The following is a 15,310-nucleotide window of genomic DNA, read 5'->3' on the forward strand; positions in this document are numbered from 1 at the left end:
CTACCGGAACAGGGTGCGGTTGTCGACCCCGGTGTCGGCGTCGACGTCGGAGTTGGCGCCCAGCAGGCCGATGTTCAGCTCCCCGCCGAGGGCGACCGCGTGGGCCAGCCGCTCGGCGTCGACCTGGTTCAGCCCGAAGGTCACCGACAGCTCGTCGTTGGCGCCGCCGGGGACCGGCCCACCGACCCCGGCGGCGGTCTCGGTCGGGGCCGGACCCACCGAGATCACCTCGACGTCGGTCATCAGCAGCCGGGTGACGCTGTTGACGGTGCGTCCCTTCTCCAGCCCGGCCCCGGACACCACGTCCCGCTTGTCGGGGTCCGCCGGGGTGTACGTGTAGAAGATGGCGACCCGGGTGCCGGCCTTCACCGTCGCCGGGCCGAACACGGTGGACCGGACCCGGGCGGTGATGGCGAGCTGGCCGTCGGGGATGGCCAGCCCGGTGCCGTCGCCGACGGCAGTGCCGAACATGACCCGCAGCAGCAGCTGGCCGCGCTGCACGGCGGCGGTGGTGACCAGGGTGTCCAGGTCGCCGCCGACCCGGTCGAGCACCCCGTCGGGCAGGGTCTCCACCGGCATCCGGACCTGCCGTAGGTAGCCCTTGTCGCGCAGATCCCGGCCGGAGGTGCCGGCCGGGATCTGCTTGTCGGCGACGAGCACCGTGCGGGCCTGCTTGCCCTCGATGGCCCGGGCGTCGGCGGTCCGCAGGTAGAGCATGATCGCGCCGGTGCCCACGGCCGCCAGCACGATCGAGATCAGCACCGGGATGATGCGTCGGGTCATGGTGTGGTGCTCCCCTGCCGTTTCTTGGTTGCTGGCTCAGCCGACGGGCGTGACGATCCGGGCCCCCAGGTCCGGGCCGCCGACCACCCCGCCGCCGGGCACGATGGTGCGGGTGAAGTAGCCGGAGACGCAGGTCGTGGCGGCACCGGCGCAGGCCGGGCCGGTGTCGATCCCGGGCAGCCGCCAGCCGGTGACCACGAACGCCGCCACGCCGGACACGGTGTACTCGGCGCTGCCGCCGCTGCCGGTGACCGCGCCGAAGACCGGCACGAGAACCGGCCGACCGGACCGGGCCAGCGCGTCGAGGTCGGCGTTCCGGCACTCGTTGGGCACGCTGTCGCCGGTGTTGACGTCGTAGTCGCGGCCCACCGCGACGGTCAGCCGGCAACCTGGCGCCGCATCGGTCAGCCAGCGAAAGCCGCCCGGGCCGCCGCCCGTGCCGCCGCCCGGCGCGCAGGTCGTCGAGGCCGTCTCGTCGTACACCGGGAAGGAGCGCCCGACGCCGTCCGGTGTGCGGCCGTACCGGTTCCAGTCGCAGGCGGAGAGCGCGAGCGGCAGGACGGTCGCCCGCGCCGGGGCGCCCCAGGCCGCCCGGGCGCAGGTGCTCACGCGTACGCCGTCGAACTCGTCCAGCACCGCCTGGGCGAAGACCGGCGGCAGCACGGTGGTGCCGTCCCGCTGGCGGGTGCCGGTGTGCACCTCGACGTACGGGCCGGTCGCGGGGGCGGCCCGGACGCAGTCGGTCAGCGAGCCGGTCGGCGCCGGACAGTCGCCCAGCCCGACGCGAGGCCCGCAGACCTCGGCGGCGGCGACCCCGTCGTTCGCGTTCCGCCCGGCGTACCCCTCGGCGAGGCTGTCGGCGGGCACCGAGGCGCAGCCGTCCGGGGCGACCGCGCAGCGCTGCGCGACCCGGACGGCGGCGGCGTCGGCACCGCCCTGGAGCTGCGCCCGCTCGACGTAGAGGTTGCCCACGTCGACGACCAGCGCCGCCAGCCCGAGCAGGACGCCTGAGCCGAGCAGCAGCGCCACGATCACCGCGACCCCGCCCCGGTCCGCTGCCCTTCGCGGTCGGCGGCCTTCGGGCCTGCTCACTGGCACGGCATGACTCCCCGGCCGGTGAGGGTCACCGCGCCGTCGAAGCCCGCGCCGAGCAGGCCCACCGGAGTGACGAAGGTGAACCGGTGGGTGACGGTCACCTCCGCGTCCCGGGTGAGGTCCGGGCCGGAGCAGCGCTGGTTCAGGGCGACCTGCACGTCGTCACCGGCGACGAGCCGGGCGCGCGGGGTCGGGTCGCCGCCGAACGAGGCCACCCGGGCGCCTTCGCGGGCCGCCTCGGTGACGGTGACCTGCTGGTTGAGCAGCCGTCCGAAGTCGATGATCCCGAAGACGAGCAGGAGGAGCAGGGGCAGCACCAGCGCCATCTCGACGGCCGCCGCCCCTCGATCGGCCGGCCGGCCGACGGGACGAGCCGGTTCCGGCACTCTCCCGGATCCGGATCGACCGAAGGTCACTAGCAGTTCGCCTGGCGGGTGATCTGACGACAGGCCTCCGCGAGCCGGCCCTGGATGCTGCCACCGATGGTGAAGTAGAGGCCGACCATGACCCCGACGACCACGGCAAGGATCAGGGCGTACTCGACGGCGCTGGCACCACGGTCGCGCGTCTGCTGCCAGGCCATGACGCGGTGGATGAACTCAAGCATCGCGAAAGCTCCAAGGGGGATGCGCGTCGTCGTGACCGCGTGGAGGTGGTTGACGTGCAACATGGAACGAGACGAGTTTTCATGCAGGTGGGGTGGGGTGTCAATCCCATCTGTGGGACCGGAGGGCCCAGCCGATTTCCGTTTTCCACTACGTCTAAACGCGCCGAGCGGCCGATTTGGATTTCAGCCGTTCGGACTATCGCCCTCCGGCGATGACCACCGCCGCCAGTGCACCCGCGAGCATCGCCGGCCCGTACGGCACCAGCGTCTTCCGGCCGGCCCGGCGCAGCAGCACGAGGCCGAGGACCAGGGGCAGGTTCAGCAGCGGGGCGAGCACTACCCCGGCCGCCGCCGGGAACCAACCCAGCCAGCCGAGGTGCAGCCCGAGCACGGCGCCGAGCTTGACGTCGCCGAAGCCGAGCTGGGAGCGGGGCAGCAGCGCGAGTGCGAGGTAGCCGACGGTGGAGCCGAGCGCGGCGATGCCGGCGCGCAGCAGGGTCGCGCCGTCGCGCTCCGACAGCGCCGCCAGACCCAGCAGCGCCACCCCGCCGAGGAACGCCGCGCCGACCAGCGGATCAGGCAGGCGCAGCACGGCGAGGTCGACCAGGGCGAGCGGCACGGCGAGGGCGCCGAGCAGCAGGAAGGCCGGCAGCTCCGGGGCCGGCCCGACCGCGACGGCGAGGAGCACGAGCACGGCCGCGGTGAGCGGCACGGTGACCCACCACCCGGGGCGCGGACGCCGACCGCAGGCCGGGCAGGCCCCGGAGGCCCGCCACCAGTGCGTACGCGTCGCGTCGCAGTTCGGGCAGGCGGTGCGCCAGGGCGGCTGCGGGGTGCCGTCGGGCCACTCGACCGCGTACCGCTCGACCAGGCCGGGCAGGAGCAGGCCCCAGGCCGCTCCGGCGAGTGCGACGGCGGCGAGGAGGGGGAGCGGCACCGCCGAATGGTAGACCGGCGGGAATACCCGAAGCTTCCCGTACACTGTACGGTAGAGGGTACGACTAGGGAGGCCGCCGTGACCGCACCGTTCGACGCCGGAACCGAGTTCGACCGTCAGGTCGCCACACTGATCGAAAAGGGCTACCCGGAGCTGGCCGGGCTGAGCACCGACGAGTTCGCCGAGCTGGTGACGCCACTGCGCGTGACCGCGCTGGACCGGGCCGCCGCGCTGCCGGCCCCCACCCCGGACCGGGTGCCGTTCGTGCTGGTGGTGACCCGGGAGCTGATCGGCGTCGACGAGCGCCTGGCCCGCACCGCGCTGGTCGGCAAGCGCAACCCGAAGCCCGGCGTCCGGGACAAGAACTTCCCCGACAAGGACCTGCCGACCTTCGACCCGATCAAGGAGCTGGAGGTGCCGGCCGGGCCGGCGTACCTGCTCTTCGAGGTGGATCGCGGCGCGGACCTGGTCAACCTCGCGCCGGCCGCCGCGGTGGAGGCGCTGGCCGCGCGGGACGGGCTGCCGATCAGCATCGACGAGGGCATCGCCCTGGTCACCCAGCACCCGGAGGTCCTGGAGAAGAACAAGTGCTTCTCCCTGGTCGGGTCGCGCTGCGGTGACCGGCGGGTGCCTGCGCTCTGGATCAGCCAGAACGCGCCCAAGCTCGGCTGGTGCTGGTACGGCAACCCGCACACCTGGCTCGGCTCCGCCTCCGCCCACCCCGTCCGCACCGGCCTGAGCTGAGCCGAACACTTCGGGGAAGTTGCCGCCTCGACACCGAGTCAGGCAGCAACTTCCCCGGAGCTGCCTGATCGGTCAGAAGATTTCGCTGAGCGGCAGCTCCAGCGGGAAGGGTGTTTCACTGTGCCAGGGCTCGGTGCCGGTCACCACGGCCGCCTCCCGGTAGACGCCGCCGACGTTGCGCAGCACGGTGAGGCTCTGCTTACGCGGCTCGACCAGCCAGTACGTCGGGATGTCGGCAACGGCGTACTCGTGGCGCTTCAGCACCAGGTCGCGGCCCGCGTTGCCGGGCGGGACGACCTCCACCACCAGCAGCACGTCGGCCGGGTCGAGCGCCGGGCCGCCGCGATCCAGCGCCTCCTCCCGGGCCACGAAGAGGTCGGGGACGAAGTACGAGGAGCGCTTCGCACTGACCCCGATGTCCTGCCCGACGAGGAGGCCGGCCGGGGCCTGCCGGTCCAGCAGTCGACGGAGGCGGTTGGCGACCGCGCCGTGGAAGACGTCCGCGTGGGGGGACACCAACAGACTCCCGTCGAAGATCTCGTAGTCCTGGCCGTCGTCGGGGAGATCCGGCAGGTCGTCGACCGTCCAGGCGGCTCCCCGGTCGGGCCGGGCGGGGCTCGTCACCGTCACACCTCCTCTCTACCGGACCACCCTGACACTCACACCGGTCGTCCACAACGAAGCTCACCGACCAGCGCCGTCCACCGGGTTGTCCACAGGTGTGGCGGGTTCTCCACAGGTTGTTCACAACGTGCGCCCCCGATCTCCACGGCCGCTGCCTACAGTTCCGAGCCATGAGGGAACGCCGGGTACTGGTCGTCGAGGACGAGCGGACCATCGCCGAGTCGGTCGCCGCCCGCCTGCGCGCCGAGGGTTTCACCGTGGACATCGCCGGTGACGGCCCGTCGGCCGTCGAGCGGTTCCGCAGCGGCCGGCCCGACCTCGTCGTACTCGATGTGATGCTGCCGGGGTTCGACGGCCTGGAGGTGTGCCGGCGGATCCAGGCCGAGCGACCGGTGCCGGTGCTCATGCTGACCGCGCGGGACGACGAGACCGACCTGCTGGTGGGGCTGGCGGTGGGTGCCGACGACTACCTGACCAAGCCGTTCTCGATGCGGGAGCTGGCCGCCCGGGTGCACGTGCTGCTGCGCCGGATGGACCGGGCCTCGGCCGGTGAGCAGCCCGCGCTGCGGCTCGGCGACATCGAGATCAGCGAGGCCGAGCGGCGGGTCCGCCGCGGCGGTGCCGAGGTGCATCTGACCCCCACCGAGTTCGACCTGCTGGTGCACCTGGCCCGCCGGCCGCGGACCGTGTTGCCCCGGGAACGCCTGCTCGCGGACGTGTGGGGCTGGGCCGACGGCTCGGGCACCCGCACGGTGGACAGCCACGTCAAGGCGTTGCGCCGCAAGCTGGGGCCGGACCTGATCCGCACGGTGCACGGCGTCGGGTACGCGCTGGAGGTGCCGGCGTGACCCGGGTGACCAGGGCTGTCGCGGTGACGGACTGGCTGGACCGGGTGCTGCCCCGGCCGCTGGACCCGGTCCGCTCGATCAAGGCGAAGCTCGGCTTCCTGCTGGTCGCCTCCGGCACCACCGGGCTGGCGTACTTCTGGTGGGTGATCGGCTGGGTGCCGCCGATGACGTCCGTGACGGCGATCGGCCTGGCGCTGTTCACGTCCCAGGTGCTGGCGCACGGGATGACCTCGCCGCTGCGGGAGATGACCGCCGCCGCCGGGGCGATGGCCCGGGGCGACTACACCCGGCGGGTCCGGGCCACCTCCCGGGACGAGGTGGGTGAGCTGGCGCTCGCGTTCAACAAGATGGCCGAGGACCTGGCCGCGGCCGACCAGCGGCGGCGCGAGCTGATCGCGAACGTCTCGCACGAGTTGCGTACGCCGATCACCGCCCTGCAGGGCGTGCTGGAGAACATGGTCGACGGGGTGGCGGCCCCGGAGCCGGCGGCGCTGCGTACCGCGCTCGGCCAGACCGAACGGCTCGGGCACCTGGTGGCCGACCTGCTCGACCTGTCCCGGTTGGACGCCGGGGTGGTGCCGTTGCGCCGGGCCCGGATCGACGTCGCGGACTTCCTCGACGAGGCGATCGGGCACGCGGCGGCGGCCGCCGCCGGGGCCGGCCGGGAGGTCCGGTTCCGGCTGGAGCCGCTGCCGGGACCGCTGGCCGTCTCCGCCGATCCGGACCGGTTGCACCAGGTCTTCGCCAACCTGCTGGACAACGCGGCCCGGCACAGTCCCCGGGGCGGCGCCGTGCTGGTAACCGCCGAGGAGCGGGCCGGGCAGCTGCACTTCGAGGTGAGCGACGAGGGCGAGGGGATCCCGGTCGCCGACCGTCCCCGGGTCTTCGAACGGTTCACCCGCGGCGACCGCTCCGGCGGCGGCGGCACCGGCCTCGGCCTGGCCATCGCCCGTTGGGTCGTGGAGCTGCACGGCGGCACCATCCGGGTACGCGAACCCGCCACGCCGGCCGGCGACGGGCGCGGCGGCTGCCGGATCCAGGTGTCGCTCCCCCTCACCACCGTCGGAACGGGAGAAGCCGCATGACCACTCCGCCCCAGCCCGCCTCCGGCGAGCCGTCGCCGCACCGACCCGTGCCGCAGCCGGCGACGAGCGGCGCCCCATCGGTGCCGGCGACCGCCGGGCCGGGCGCCCCGCCGCCACCGGCGGGACCACCCGCGTGGCCCGCCCTGGGACCGTCGGCGACGCCGGCACCGGGCCCGGCGGGACCGCCCGCGTCGGCCGCACCGGGCCGGCCGGGACCACCGGGTACGCCGGCCCTGCCGCGACCGGTCCCGCTCCCGCCGTCGGAGTGGCAGCTCCGCTGGCCGGGCCCGACCGCTCCAGCGCCTCCGAAGGTGCTCGCCGCGGTGGGCGTCGCCGCCCTGGTGGCGGCGGTGGCGGTGCCCCTGGACCGGCCCGGGCTGGGCTGGCCGGTGGCCGGCCTCGCGGCGACGACCGCCCTGGTCACGGCCACCATGCGTCGTGGCGACGGGTCTGCGGCACCCGGCGGTGGGCTCGCCGGCCGGCCGGCTGATCCCGCGCCGGGCACGACCGACACCGGCGGGGTGGCGAAGGACACCGCCCGTCCCGGCGCCACGGGGGCGCCGGGACGGGCGGACCAACCGCTGACCGGCCGGGCCGCGCGGGGTGCCTGGGCGGTGGCCGCGCTCGCGCTGCTCGCGGTGGGGGCGGTACGCGACGCCGGCTGGCTCGTCGTGCTCTGCCTGCTGGCCGCCGCGCCGGTCGCGGCCCTGGCGGTGGCCGGCGGGCGGACCGGACGCGGCATGCTCACCGCCGTCCGCATGTCGGCGGTGGCCCCGGCCCGGTCCCTGCCCTGGGCCCGCCGGTCGATGTCGGCGGCGAACGCGGGGGCGACCGTCGGCCGCTCGCTGGTCAGCGTGGCGGTGTCGATCGCCCTGCTGGTCGTGTTCGGGTTGCTCTTCTCCTCCGCCGACGCCGTCTTCGCCGGCCTGGTCACCGACCTGGTGCCGGCGGGCTCCCCGCCGGACCTGCTGGGCTGGGGAGTTCGCCTGCTGGTGGCGGGGCCGCTGCTGCTCGGCGGGGCGTACCTGCTGGCCGCGCCGCCGCGCCTTGCCGACCTGCGGTTCGCGCCGGGCCGGCCGGTCCGGCGGCGGGAGTGGGTGCTGCCGTTGGCGCTGCTCGACGCGCTCTTCGCGGTGTTCGTGCTGGTGCAGCTCACCGTGCTGTTCGGCGGCTCCGATCACGTGCTGCGCACCGGCGGGCTGACCTACGCCGAGTACGCCCGGAGCGGTTTCTGGCAGCTCCTCGCCGTCTCCGGGCTCACCCTGCTGGTGATCGGCGGCGCCGCCCGCTGGGCGCCCCGGACCACCCGCGCCGACCGGCTCCTGATCCGCGTCCTGCTCGGCGCGCTCACCGCGCTCAGCCTGGTGGTGGTCGCCTCAGCGCTCTACCGGGTGCGGGTCTACACCGACGCGTACGGGGCGACCCGGCTGCGGCTCTTCGTGGCGACGGTCGAGTGCTGCCTCGGCCTGCTCTTCGGCTACGTCGGGGTGGCCGTGCTGCGGCTGCGGGCCGGCTGGCTGCCCGCCCTGGCCGCCGGTACGGCGGTGGCCGCCCTGCTCACCCTGGCCGTGCTGAACCCGGACCGGTTGATCGCCGAGCAGAACGTCGACCGGTACCTGCGTTCCGGCCGGCTGGACGCGGGTTACCTGGCCGGGCTCTCCGCCGACGCGGCGCCGGCCCTGGCCCGGCTGCCCGAGCCGCAGCGTTCCTGCGCGCTGGACGGCATCCGGGACCGGTTGGTGACCGAGGACGACTGGCGGACCGTGAACCTGGGCCGGGCGCGGGCGCGGCAGTTGCTGGACGCCCACCCGATTCTCACCGCCGGCCTCACCTGCCCGTGGCCGCAGCGCTGGTGACCGGCCCGCCCTTGACAATCCCGTTGATCGGGCGAGACTGCCGGGGTGGCGGTACCTGACGAGCCGGGCGCGCCGGGGCGGGACGGCACCGTCCCGGCCGCGCCGGTGCCCGGGCCCCGGCCACCGGTCCCGACACCGGCCGGACGGGCCCGGATCGTGCTCGCCGAGGTACGCCGGGACAGCCGGGCCGACCGGACCCGCAGCGAGCTGACCCAGCAGACCCGGATCGGGGAGACCCTGGTCAGCGGCCTGGTACGCGCGCAGCTGACGTTGGCGCTGCGCCTGTCGGCGGTGGTGCTGATCGCGCTGGGCGGGCTGCCCTGGCTCTTCGCGATCGCGCCGAGCCTGGGGCGTACGACGGTGTTCGGGGTGAACCTGCCGTGGCTGCTGCTCGGGGTCTTCTCCTTCCCGTTCCTGATCGTGGTCGGTTGGGCGTACGTGCGGCTGGCCGAACGCAACGAGCAGGACTTCACCGACCTGGTCCAGCGGCCGGAGCGCTGAGGTGGGCAACGGCTACGTGGTGCCGGCGATCGTCGCGGTCACCCTGGTCACCCTGGGCATCGGTTTCTACGGGTTGCGGCTGGCCCGGACCACCTCCGACTTCCTGGTGGCGTCCCGGGCGGTCAGCCCGACCTGGAACGCGGCGGCGATCGGCGGGGAATATCTGTCGGCGGCCAGCTTCCTCGGGGTCGCCGGGTTGATCCTCAAGTACGGCGTGGACGTGCTCTGGTATCCGGTCGGCTTCGCCGCCGGCTATCTGGCGCTGCTGCTCTTCGTGGCCGCGCCGCTGCGCCGCTCGGGGGCGTTCACCCTGCCCGACTTCTGCGAGCTGCGGCTCGGCTCGCGCCGGCTGCGTACCCTGGCCACCGCCTTCGTGATCTTCATCGGCTGGCTCTACCTGGTGCCGCAGCTGCAGGGGGCGGGGCTGACCCTGGCCACGGTGGCCGGCTCGCCGTACCCGGTGGGCGCCCTGCTGGTCGCGGCCGTGGTGACCGCGAACGTGGCGCTGGGCGGGATGCGGGCGATCACCTTCGTCCAGGCTTTTCAGTACTGGCTGAAGCTGACCGCGCTGGCCGTACCCGCGATCTTCCTGGCGTTGCAGTGGCAGGCCGACGCCCGCCCGGCGGTGGCCCCGCCCGACGGGCCGACGTTCCGGACCGCGACCACCGTCGTGGTCGAGCACCGCGCGACCCTCACCCTCGGAGACGGCGACGTCCGGGAGGTACGCCCCGGTGACCGCCTCGACTTCGCCGCCGGTGACCCGGTGCCGGCGGTCTCCGGCACCGCCACCGCCGCCACCGACTGGCTGCTGCCGGACACCGCCGGGGACGACGACCGGGGACTGTTCGGCACGTACTCCCTGATCCTGGCCACCTTCCTGGGCACCATGGGGTTGCCGCACGTGCTGGTCCGCTTCTACACCAACCCGGACGGCGCGGCGGCCCGGCGGACCACCCTGGTGGTGCTGGCCCTGGTCGGCGTCTTCTATCTGCTGCCCACCATCTACGGCGTGCTGGGCCGGATCTACACCCCGCAACTGCTGGTCAGCGGCCAGACCGACGCGGTGGTGGTGCTGCTGCCCGGCGCGGCGCTCGGCGACGGGCCGGCCGGTCGGCTGCTCGCCGCGCTGGTCGCCGCCGGGGCGTTCGCCGCCTTCCTCTCCACCTCCTCCGGGCTGCTCACCAGCGTCGCCGGGGTGATCTCCACGGACGTGCTGGGTCGCGGCTCGGTACGCGGCTTCCGGCTGGCCACGGTGATCGCCGGCGGGGTGCCGACGATCCTCGCGTTGAACGTCTCCGGCCTGGACGTCTCCCAGGTGGTCGGGCTGGCCTTCGCGGTGGCCGCGTCGAGCTTCTGCCCGCTGCTGGTGCTGGGCATCTGGTGGCGCGGCCTGACCGACCTGGGCGCGGCGGCCGGGGTGCTGGTGGGCGGCGGCGCGGCGATCAGCTCGGTGCTGGTCACCGTGCTCGGGCCGCCACTGTCCGGCTGGCCGGCCACGCTGACCGCGCAGCCGGCGGCGTGGACGGTGCCGCTGGCGTTCACGGTGATGGTGGCGGTGTCGGTGGCGTCCCGACGGCGGGCGCCGGCCGACGTGGGCGCGACGATGCTCCGCCTGCACGCCCCGGACACCCTCCGGCTGTAGCGCCCGGCTACGCCTCCAGGACGACGGTGGGTCATCCTGCGGCGGGAGGGTGGCGTGGCGGCGGCCGGATACGGTCGGGCCATGACCGATCAGCACCCGGCGCTCGTCCTGCGCGGCCTGGCCAAGCGGTTCGACCAGAAGGTCGCCGTCAACGGGGTCGACCTGGACGTGCCGGCCGGCTCCTTCTACGGGCTGCTCGGCCCGAACGGCGCGGGCAAGACCACCACCCTGTCCATGGCGGTCGGCCTGCTCCGGCCGGACTTCGGGCGGGCCTGGGTGCTCGGGCAGGACGTGTGGGGGGACCCGGTGCGGGCCAAGGCGCTGCTCGGCGTGATGCCCGACGGCGTACGCCTCTTCGACCGGCTCAGCGGCGCGGAGCTGCTGGCGTACCACGGTCTGCTGCGCGGCATGGACCCGGCGGTGGTGGACCGGCGGGCGGCGGAGCTGCTCGACGTGCTGGCCCTCACCGACGCCGGCCGGACGCTGGTGGTGGACTACTCGGCCGGCATGAAGAAGAAGATCGGCCTGGCCTGCGCGCTGCTGCACGGTCCCCGGCTGCTGGTGCTGGACGAGCCGTTCGAGGCGGTCGACCCGGTCTCCGCCGCGCTGATCCGCGACATCCTGCACCGCTACGTCGTCGGCGGCGGCACAGTGGTCTTCTCCAGCCACGTCATGGAGGTGGTGGAGCGGCTCTGCTCGCACGTGGCGATCCTCGCCGACGGCGTGATCAAGCGGGTCGGCACCCTCGACCAGGTACGCGGTGACCGCTCACTGGAGCAGGTCTTCGTGGAGGTGGTCGGCGGCCGGACCGCCACCGGCGAGGAGCTGGCGTGGCTGTCGAACTGAGCCCGGCCCGGCGGGTGTCGGCCTGGCACTTCGTCCGGCTGAAGCTGCGGGTGCTGGGCAACAACTTCCGTGGCCAGGGGCGGCGGATCGCGTTGTTCCTGCTCGGCGTGATGGTGGCGCTGTGGATCGCCGCGGGCGGCTTCCTGCTGTTCGCGTCGCCGGGCATCGCCGGCGAGATCCGGAACGCCGGCATGGCGGCCGGGTTCGGTGGCGGCCTGCTGGTGCTCGGCTGGCTGCTCGTGCCGCTGGTCTTCTTCGGCGTGGACGAGACCCTGGACCCGGCGCGGTTCGCGCTGCTGCCGCTGTCCCGCCGAACCCTGGTCACCGGCCTGTTCGCCGCCGCGCTGGTGAGCGTACCGGTGGTCGCGATGCTGGTCGCGGTCTCCGGGCTGGTGCTCAGCGCCGGCCTGCTCGGCGGCCCGGTCGCCGCCGCGGTCGCGGTGGTCGGCGCGGTGGGCGGGGTGCTGCTCTGCGTGGCGGCCAGCCGCGCGGTCACCAGCGCGTTCGCCACCATGTTGCGTTCCCGTCGGGTACGCGACCTCGCCGCCGTGCTGCTCGCGGTGGTCGCCGCGTCGATGGGGCCGTTGCAGATCGGCGTGACGGCGGCGCTGCGGGACGCGGACTGGGACCGGCTGCGCGGGGTGGCCGCAGTGGTCGGCTGGACGCCGCTGGGCGCACCCTGGACGGCCGCCTTCGACGTGGCCGACGGGCGGGCCTGGGCGGCGCCGGTGAAGCTGCTGATCACCGCCGCCGGGATCGGGCTGCTGCTGTGGTGGTGGTCGCGGTCGCTGGAGTCGGCGATGGTCGGCGCGGCCAGCGCCGGACAGGCCCGGCCGGCGAAGGAGGTCACCGGGGGCGCGGTGGCGCAGCTCTTCCCCCGGCTGCTGGACCGGCTGCCGCGCAACCGCTTCGGCGCGCTGGTCGCCCGGGAGTGCCGCTACTGGTGGCGGGACGCCCGGCGACGGGCCGGCCTGATCACCATCGCCGTGGTCGGCGTCTTCGTGCCGGTGATGGTCAACCTGAGCGGCGGTGGCTTCTCGATGAGCCCCGAGGGGGACCTCAGCGGGGCCGGGGACTCGTCCCCGGCGCTGGTCACCTCGTCGATGGTCTTCGTCGGGGTGCTCGCCTCGGTGTCGCTGGCCAACCAGTTCGGCTACGACGGCAGCGCGTACGCGGCGAACGTCGTGGCCGGGGTGCGCGGCCGGCTGGAGCTGCACGCCCGGATGGCCGCCTTCTCCCTGTACGTGGTGCCGCTGCTGGCCCTGGTGTCGGTGGTGATCGCCGTGGTGCTGGGCGAGCCGGGGTGGATCGGGCTGACCGCCGGCACCCTGCTGGCCACCTACGGCTGCGGGCTGGCGGTGAACACGATGATCTCGGTGCTCGGGGCGTACTCGCTGCCGGAGACGAGCAACCCGTTCGCGATGAACACCGGCGCCGGGATGACCCGGGGCCTGCTCGTGTTCCTGTCCATGGTGGTGGTGGCGATCGCCGGGGTGCCGATGGTGGTGGCGGCAGCGCTGCTCGGCGCCGGCTGGCTCTGGCTGGCGCTGCCGGTCGGGGTGGCGTACGGCGTGGGCGCGGCGCTGCTCGGCGCGTACCTGGCGGGGGATCTGCTGGACCGTCGCCAGCCGGAGCTGCTGGCCGCGGTCACCCCACGACGCTGATCCCGGACCCCGCCGACCGTCCACTGTGACGCGCAGCCGACAGTGGAGTGCTGCAACCGCCGCCCCGAGCCCGGGGTGTGCCGCGCAGACACCGCTACGACCGTCGGTGCGTGACCATGGGGGAGGCGCCACGTGCGACAACCGCACTCGGGTGAGATCGGAACGGAGCTGTCCCTACCACCACCGGCGGGCGGCGAGAGCTTCGACGACTTCTACGCCGCCAACTTCCAGCCACTGGTGCTCCAGCTCTACGCCTACACGGCCGACCTGACCCAGGCGCAGGACTCGGTGCAGGAGGCGTTCACCCGGGCCTGGCAGCGCTGGGACCGCCTCACGAAGTACGACAATCCCGCCGCCTGGGTGCGGCACGTGGCGTTGAACGTGGCCCGCAACCGCTGGCGACGCCTGCGGGCGGCCCGCGCCCACGCCCGGTTCCACCGTCAGGAGGTGGTGGCCGGGCCCAGCCCGGACCGGGTCGCGCTGGCCCGTGCCCTGGCCACCCTGCCGGAGAATCATCGACGGGCCCTGGTCCTGTTCCACGTCGCCGACCTGGGGATCGGCGAGATCGCCGATCAGGAGGGCGTGGCCGCCGGGACGGTGAAGTCCTGGTTGCACCGCGGCCGGCTGGCGCTCGCCGCCGCACTCGACGACTCCGGAAGGGGTGAACGGCATGTCTGAGCCGAACATGCGCCGCCTCGACGACGCCTTCACGGCCTTCCGTAACGGTGGACCACTGGTCGCGCCGCCGGGCGTGGAAGCGGCTCGGGCCGTCCACCGCCGCCGGCGTACCACCCGGATGGTGGTGGCGGGGCTGGCCGCCGTCGTGCTGGTCGCGACGCCGGTCCTGGCCCAGAAGCGGGGGTCCGATCCAGTGCCACCGCCACCGGCCACCCTGTCACCGTCCAGCTCACCGACTCCGACCCCGTCGTCGTCACCGTCGCCGTCCCCCACTGCCGGTACGCCGTCGGCGTCGGCGACCGCGAGCCCGTCGGCCACGGCGAGTCCCAGCGCCACCACCGCGCCGGACGGCCGGATCAGCAAGGCCATCCTGGGGAGCTCCACCCTGCGTCTGTCGGCCTGGCGCAGCGGCTTCACCGAGTGTCCTTCCGGTCAGGTGCGGTTCACCGGTGGGAGGGCGCAGCGGGCCGGCGTGCCCGACATGAGCGCGGAGATCCGCCAGACCGCCTATGCCGACGTGGACGACGACGGCGCCGAGGAGACCGTGGCGAGCGTCGTGTGCACCGGTCCCGAGATGAGCCAGACCAAGGTGGTGGTCTTCGACCGGGACGGGGCCGGTTCGGTCGTGACCATGGGTCAGGTGGTCGACGACGGCGGTGACATCGTCCGGATCGACGCCTTCGGTGTGCGGGGTGGGGACATCCGGGCCGAGGTACTCGACTACGTCGAGGGTGAAGGCGTACCGGTCGGAGTCGCCCAGCGGCAGTGGCGGACGTACTCCTGGACGGGGAGCGGCTTCTCCCAGACGGGCGGGCCAACCAGCTTCCCACCCAATCCACACGTCACCGACCTGTCGCTCAGCGGCGGCGACGTGACGCTCGAACCCGTCGACGCCGAGCGCTCGGCCGGTGACCTGGCGTTGGTCGTCCGGAACAAGGGGCCGGTACACGCCGACCGACTCGAGTTGGACGTGACGCTGGTCGATCCCTTCACGGTCGCCGCGGTGCCCTCGTTCTGCACCGCGTCGAGCTACCAGTCCTACCGGTCGTACACCTGCGTCCTGCCGGCGTTGGCGGCCGGTGCCGAACGGACGGTGAGCCTGCCGGTCACCGCGCCGTCGTCGGCCTCGCCGATCCAGTACACCGCCAGTGTGGAGTGGAAGCCGCCGAACGACTTCCGGTATCCGGAGCCGGACGGCGCCAGGGACGACAACGCGATCACGCACCGGCTCAGCGCGAAGTGAGCCAGCCGTGGTGGCGGGTCGGCTCCGGCCGGCCCGCCACCACGCGGTAGTGACAGGTTGCGGACACCGATCCGCTGAAACCATCGGCAGGTCAAGGGGTGTGTTCCTCGTAGACGGACCGCTGCGTCCGGCCATCCGGCCGGCGGCGGTCCACGTC

16 protein-coding genes are annotated in these 15,310 nt (G+C 74.1%); 10 read left to right on the forward strand and 6 right to left on the reverse strand.

Annotated features, from left to right (window positions below):
- From cpaB to GA0074704_RS02265, 5 genes are all read right to left on the reverse strand, one after another.
- The gene (cpaB, locus tag GA0074704_RS02245; protein WP_088968950.1) at positions 1-783 is read right to left on the reverse strand and encodes a Flp pilus assembly protein CpaB; all 783 of its coding nucleotides are present in this window, start codon (positions 781-783) and stop codon (positions 1-3) included.
- A gap of 36 nt (positions 784-819) precedes the next feature.
- Entirely contained in the window at positions 820-1,818 is a 999-nt protein-coding gene (locus GA0074704_RS02250; protein WP_157743578.1) for a pilus assembly protein TadG-related protein, read from the reverse strand.
- 53 nt (positions 1,819-1,871) lie between these two features.
- Positions 1,872-2,264, reverse strand: coding sequence for a TadE family protein (locus GA0074704_RS02255; protein ID WP_197697584.1), 393 nt, complete (start codon positions 2,262-2,264; stop codon positions 1,872-1,874).
- Between the two features lie 29 nt (positions 2,265-2,293).
- The gene (locus GA0074704_RS02260) at positions 2,294-2,548 is read right to left on the reverse strand and encodes a Flp family type IVb pilin (RefSeq protein WP_088968952.1); all 255 of its coding nucleotides are present in this window, start codon (positions 2,546-2,548) and stop codon (positions 2,294-2,296) included.
- A gap of 133 nt (positions 2,549-2,681) precedes the next feature.
- Complete coding sequence (locus GA0074704_RS02265; RefSeq protein WP_377471005.1) at positions 2,682-3,467, reverse strand: prepilin peptidase; 786 nt, start codon at positions 3,465-3,467, stop codon at positions 2,682-2,684.
- 33 nt (positions 3,468-3,500) lie between these two features.
- On the opposite strand from GA0074704_RS02265, the gene GA0074704_RS02270 reads away from it, so the two are divergent.
- Entirely contained in the window at positions 3,501-4,166 is a 666-nt protein-coding gene (locus GA0074704_RS02270; RefSeq protein ID WP_157743579.1) for a DUF5701 family protein, read from the forward strand.
- Between the two features lie 72 nt (positions 4,167-4,238).
- Here GA0074704_RS02270 and GA0074704_RS02275 read toward each other — a convergent pair whose 3' ends face one another.
- Positions 4,239-4,790: a Uma2 family endonuclease gene (locus GA0074704_RS02275; RefSeq protein WP_157743580.1), complete on the reverse strand. Its 552-nt coding sequence runs from the start codon at positions 4,788-4,790 to the stop codon at positions 4,239-4,241.
- 170 nt (positions 4,791-4,960) lie between these two features.
- Between GA0074704_RS02275 and GA0074704_RS02280 the strand changes: the two genes are divergently transcribed.
- The 9 genes from GA0074704_RS02280 to GA0074704_RS02320 all read left to right on the forward strand — a co-directional run bounded on the left by GA0074704_RS02280 (position 4,961) and on the right by GA0074704_RS02320 (position 15,153).
- The gene (locus tag GA0074704_RS02280) at positions 4,961-5,638 is read left to right on the forward strand and encodes a response regulator transcription factor (protein ID WP_088968955.1); all 678 of its coding nucleotides are present in this window, start codon (positions 4,961-4,963) and stop codon (positions 5,636-5,638) included.
- Complete coding sequence (locus GA0074704_RS02285) at positions 5,635-6,723, forward strand: HAMP domain-containing sensor histidine kinase (protein ID WP_231926736.1); 1,089 nt, start codon at positions 5,635-5,637, stop codon at positions 6,721-6,723. Before GA0074704_RS02280 ends, GA0074704_RS02285 begins: the two co-directional genes overlap by 4 nt.
- 311 nt (positions 6,724-7,034) lie before the next feature.
- Positions 7,035-8,579, forward strand: coding sequence for a DUF4153 domain-containing protein (locus GA0074704_RS02290; protein WP_231926737.1), 1,545 nt, complete (start codon positions 7,035-7,037; stop codon positions 8,577-8,579).
- 105 nt (positions 8,580-8,684) lie between these two features.
- Entirely contained in the window at positions 8,685-9,080 is a 396-nt protein-coding gene (locus GA0074704_RS02295) for a DUF485 domain-containing protein (RefSeq protein ID WP_088973393.1), read from the forward strand.
- 1 nt (position 9,081) lies between these two features.
- Complete coding sequence (locus GA0074704_RS02300) at positions 9,082-10,722, forward strand: sodium/solute symporter (protein WP_088968957.1); 1,641 nt, start codon at positions 9,082-9,084, stop codon at positions 10,720-10,722.
- Between the two features lie 81 nt (positions 10,723-10,803).
- Positions 10,804-11,568, forward strand: coding sequence for an ABC transporter ATP-binding protein (locus GA0074704_RS02305; RefSeq protein ID WP_088973394.1), 765 nt, complete (start codon positions 10,804-10,806; stop codon positions 11,566-11,568).
- Positions 11,553-13,232, forward strand: a complete 1,680-nt coding sequence (locus GA0074704_RS02310) for an ABC transporter permease (RefSeq protein WP_088968958.1) — start codon at positions 11,553-11,555, stop codon at positions 13,230-13,232. Before GA0074704_RS02305 ends, GA0074704_RS02310 begins: the two co-directional genes overlap by 16 nt.
- 132 nt (positions 13,233-13,364) lie before the next feature.
- Positions 13,365-13,910, forward strand: coding sequence for a sigma-70 family RNA polymerase sigma factor (locus GA0074704_RS02315; RefSeq protein ID WP_088968959.1), 546 nt, complete (start codon positions 13,365-13,367; stop codon positions 13,908-13,910).
- Entirely contained in the window at positions 13,903-15,153 is a 1,251-nt protein-coding gene (locus GA0074704_RS02320; RefSeq protein WP_157743581.1) for a COG1361 family protein, read from the forward strand. The genes GA0074704_RS02315 and GA0074704_RS02320 overlap by 8 nt, the downstream gene beginning before the upstream one ends.
- Positions 15,154-15,310: the final 157 nt, after the last annotated feature.

This window comes from Micromonospora siamensis (genome assembly GCF_900090305.1).
In the GTDB taxonomy this organism is placed as follows: domain Bacteria; phylum Actinomycetota; class Actinomycetes; order Mycobacteriales; family Micromonosporaceae; genus Micromonospora; species Micromonospora siamensis.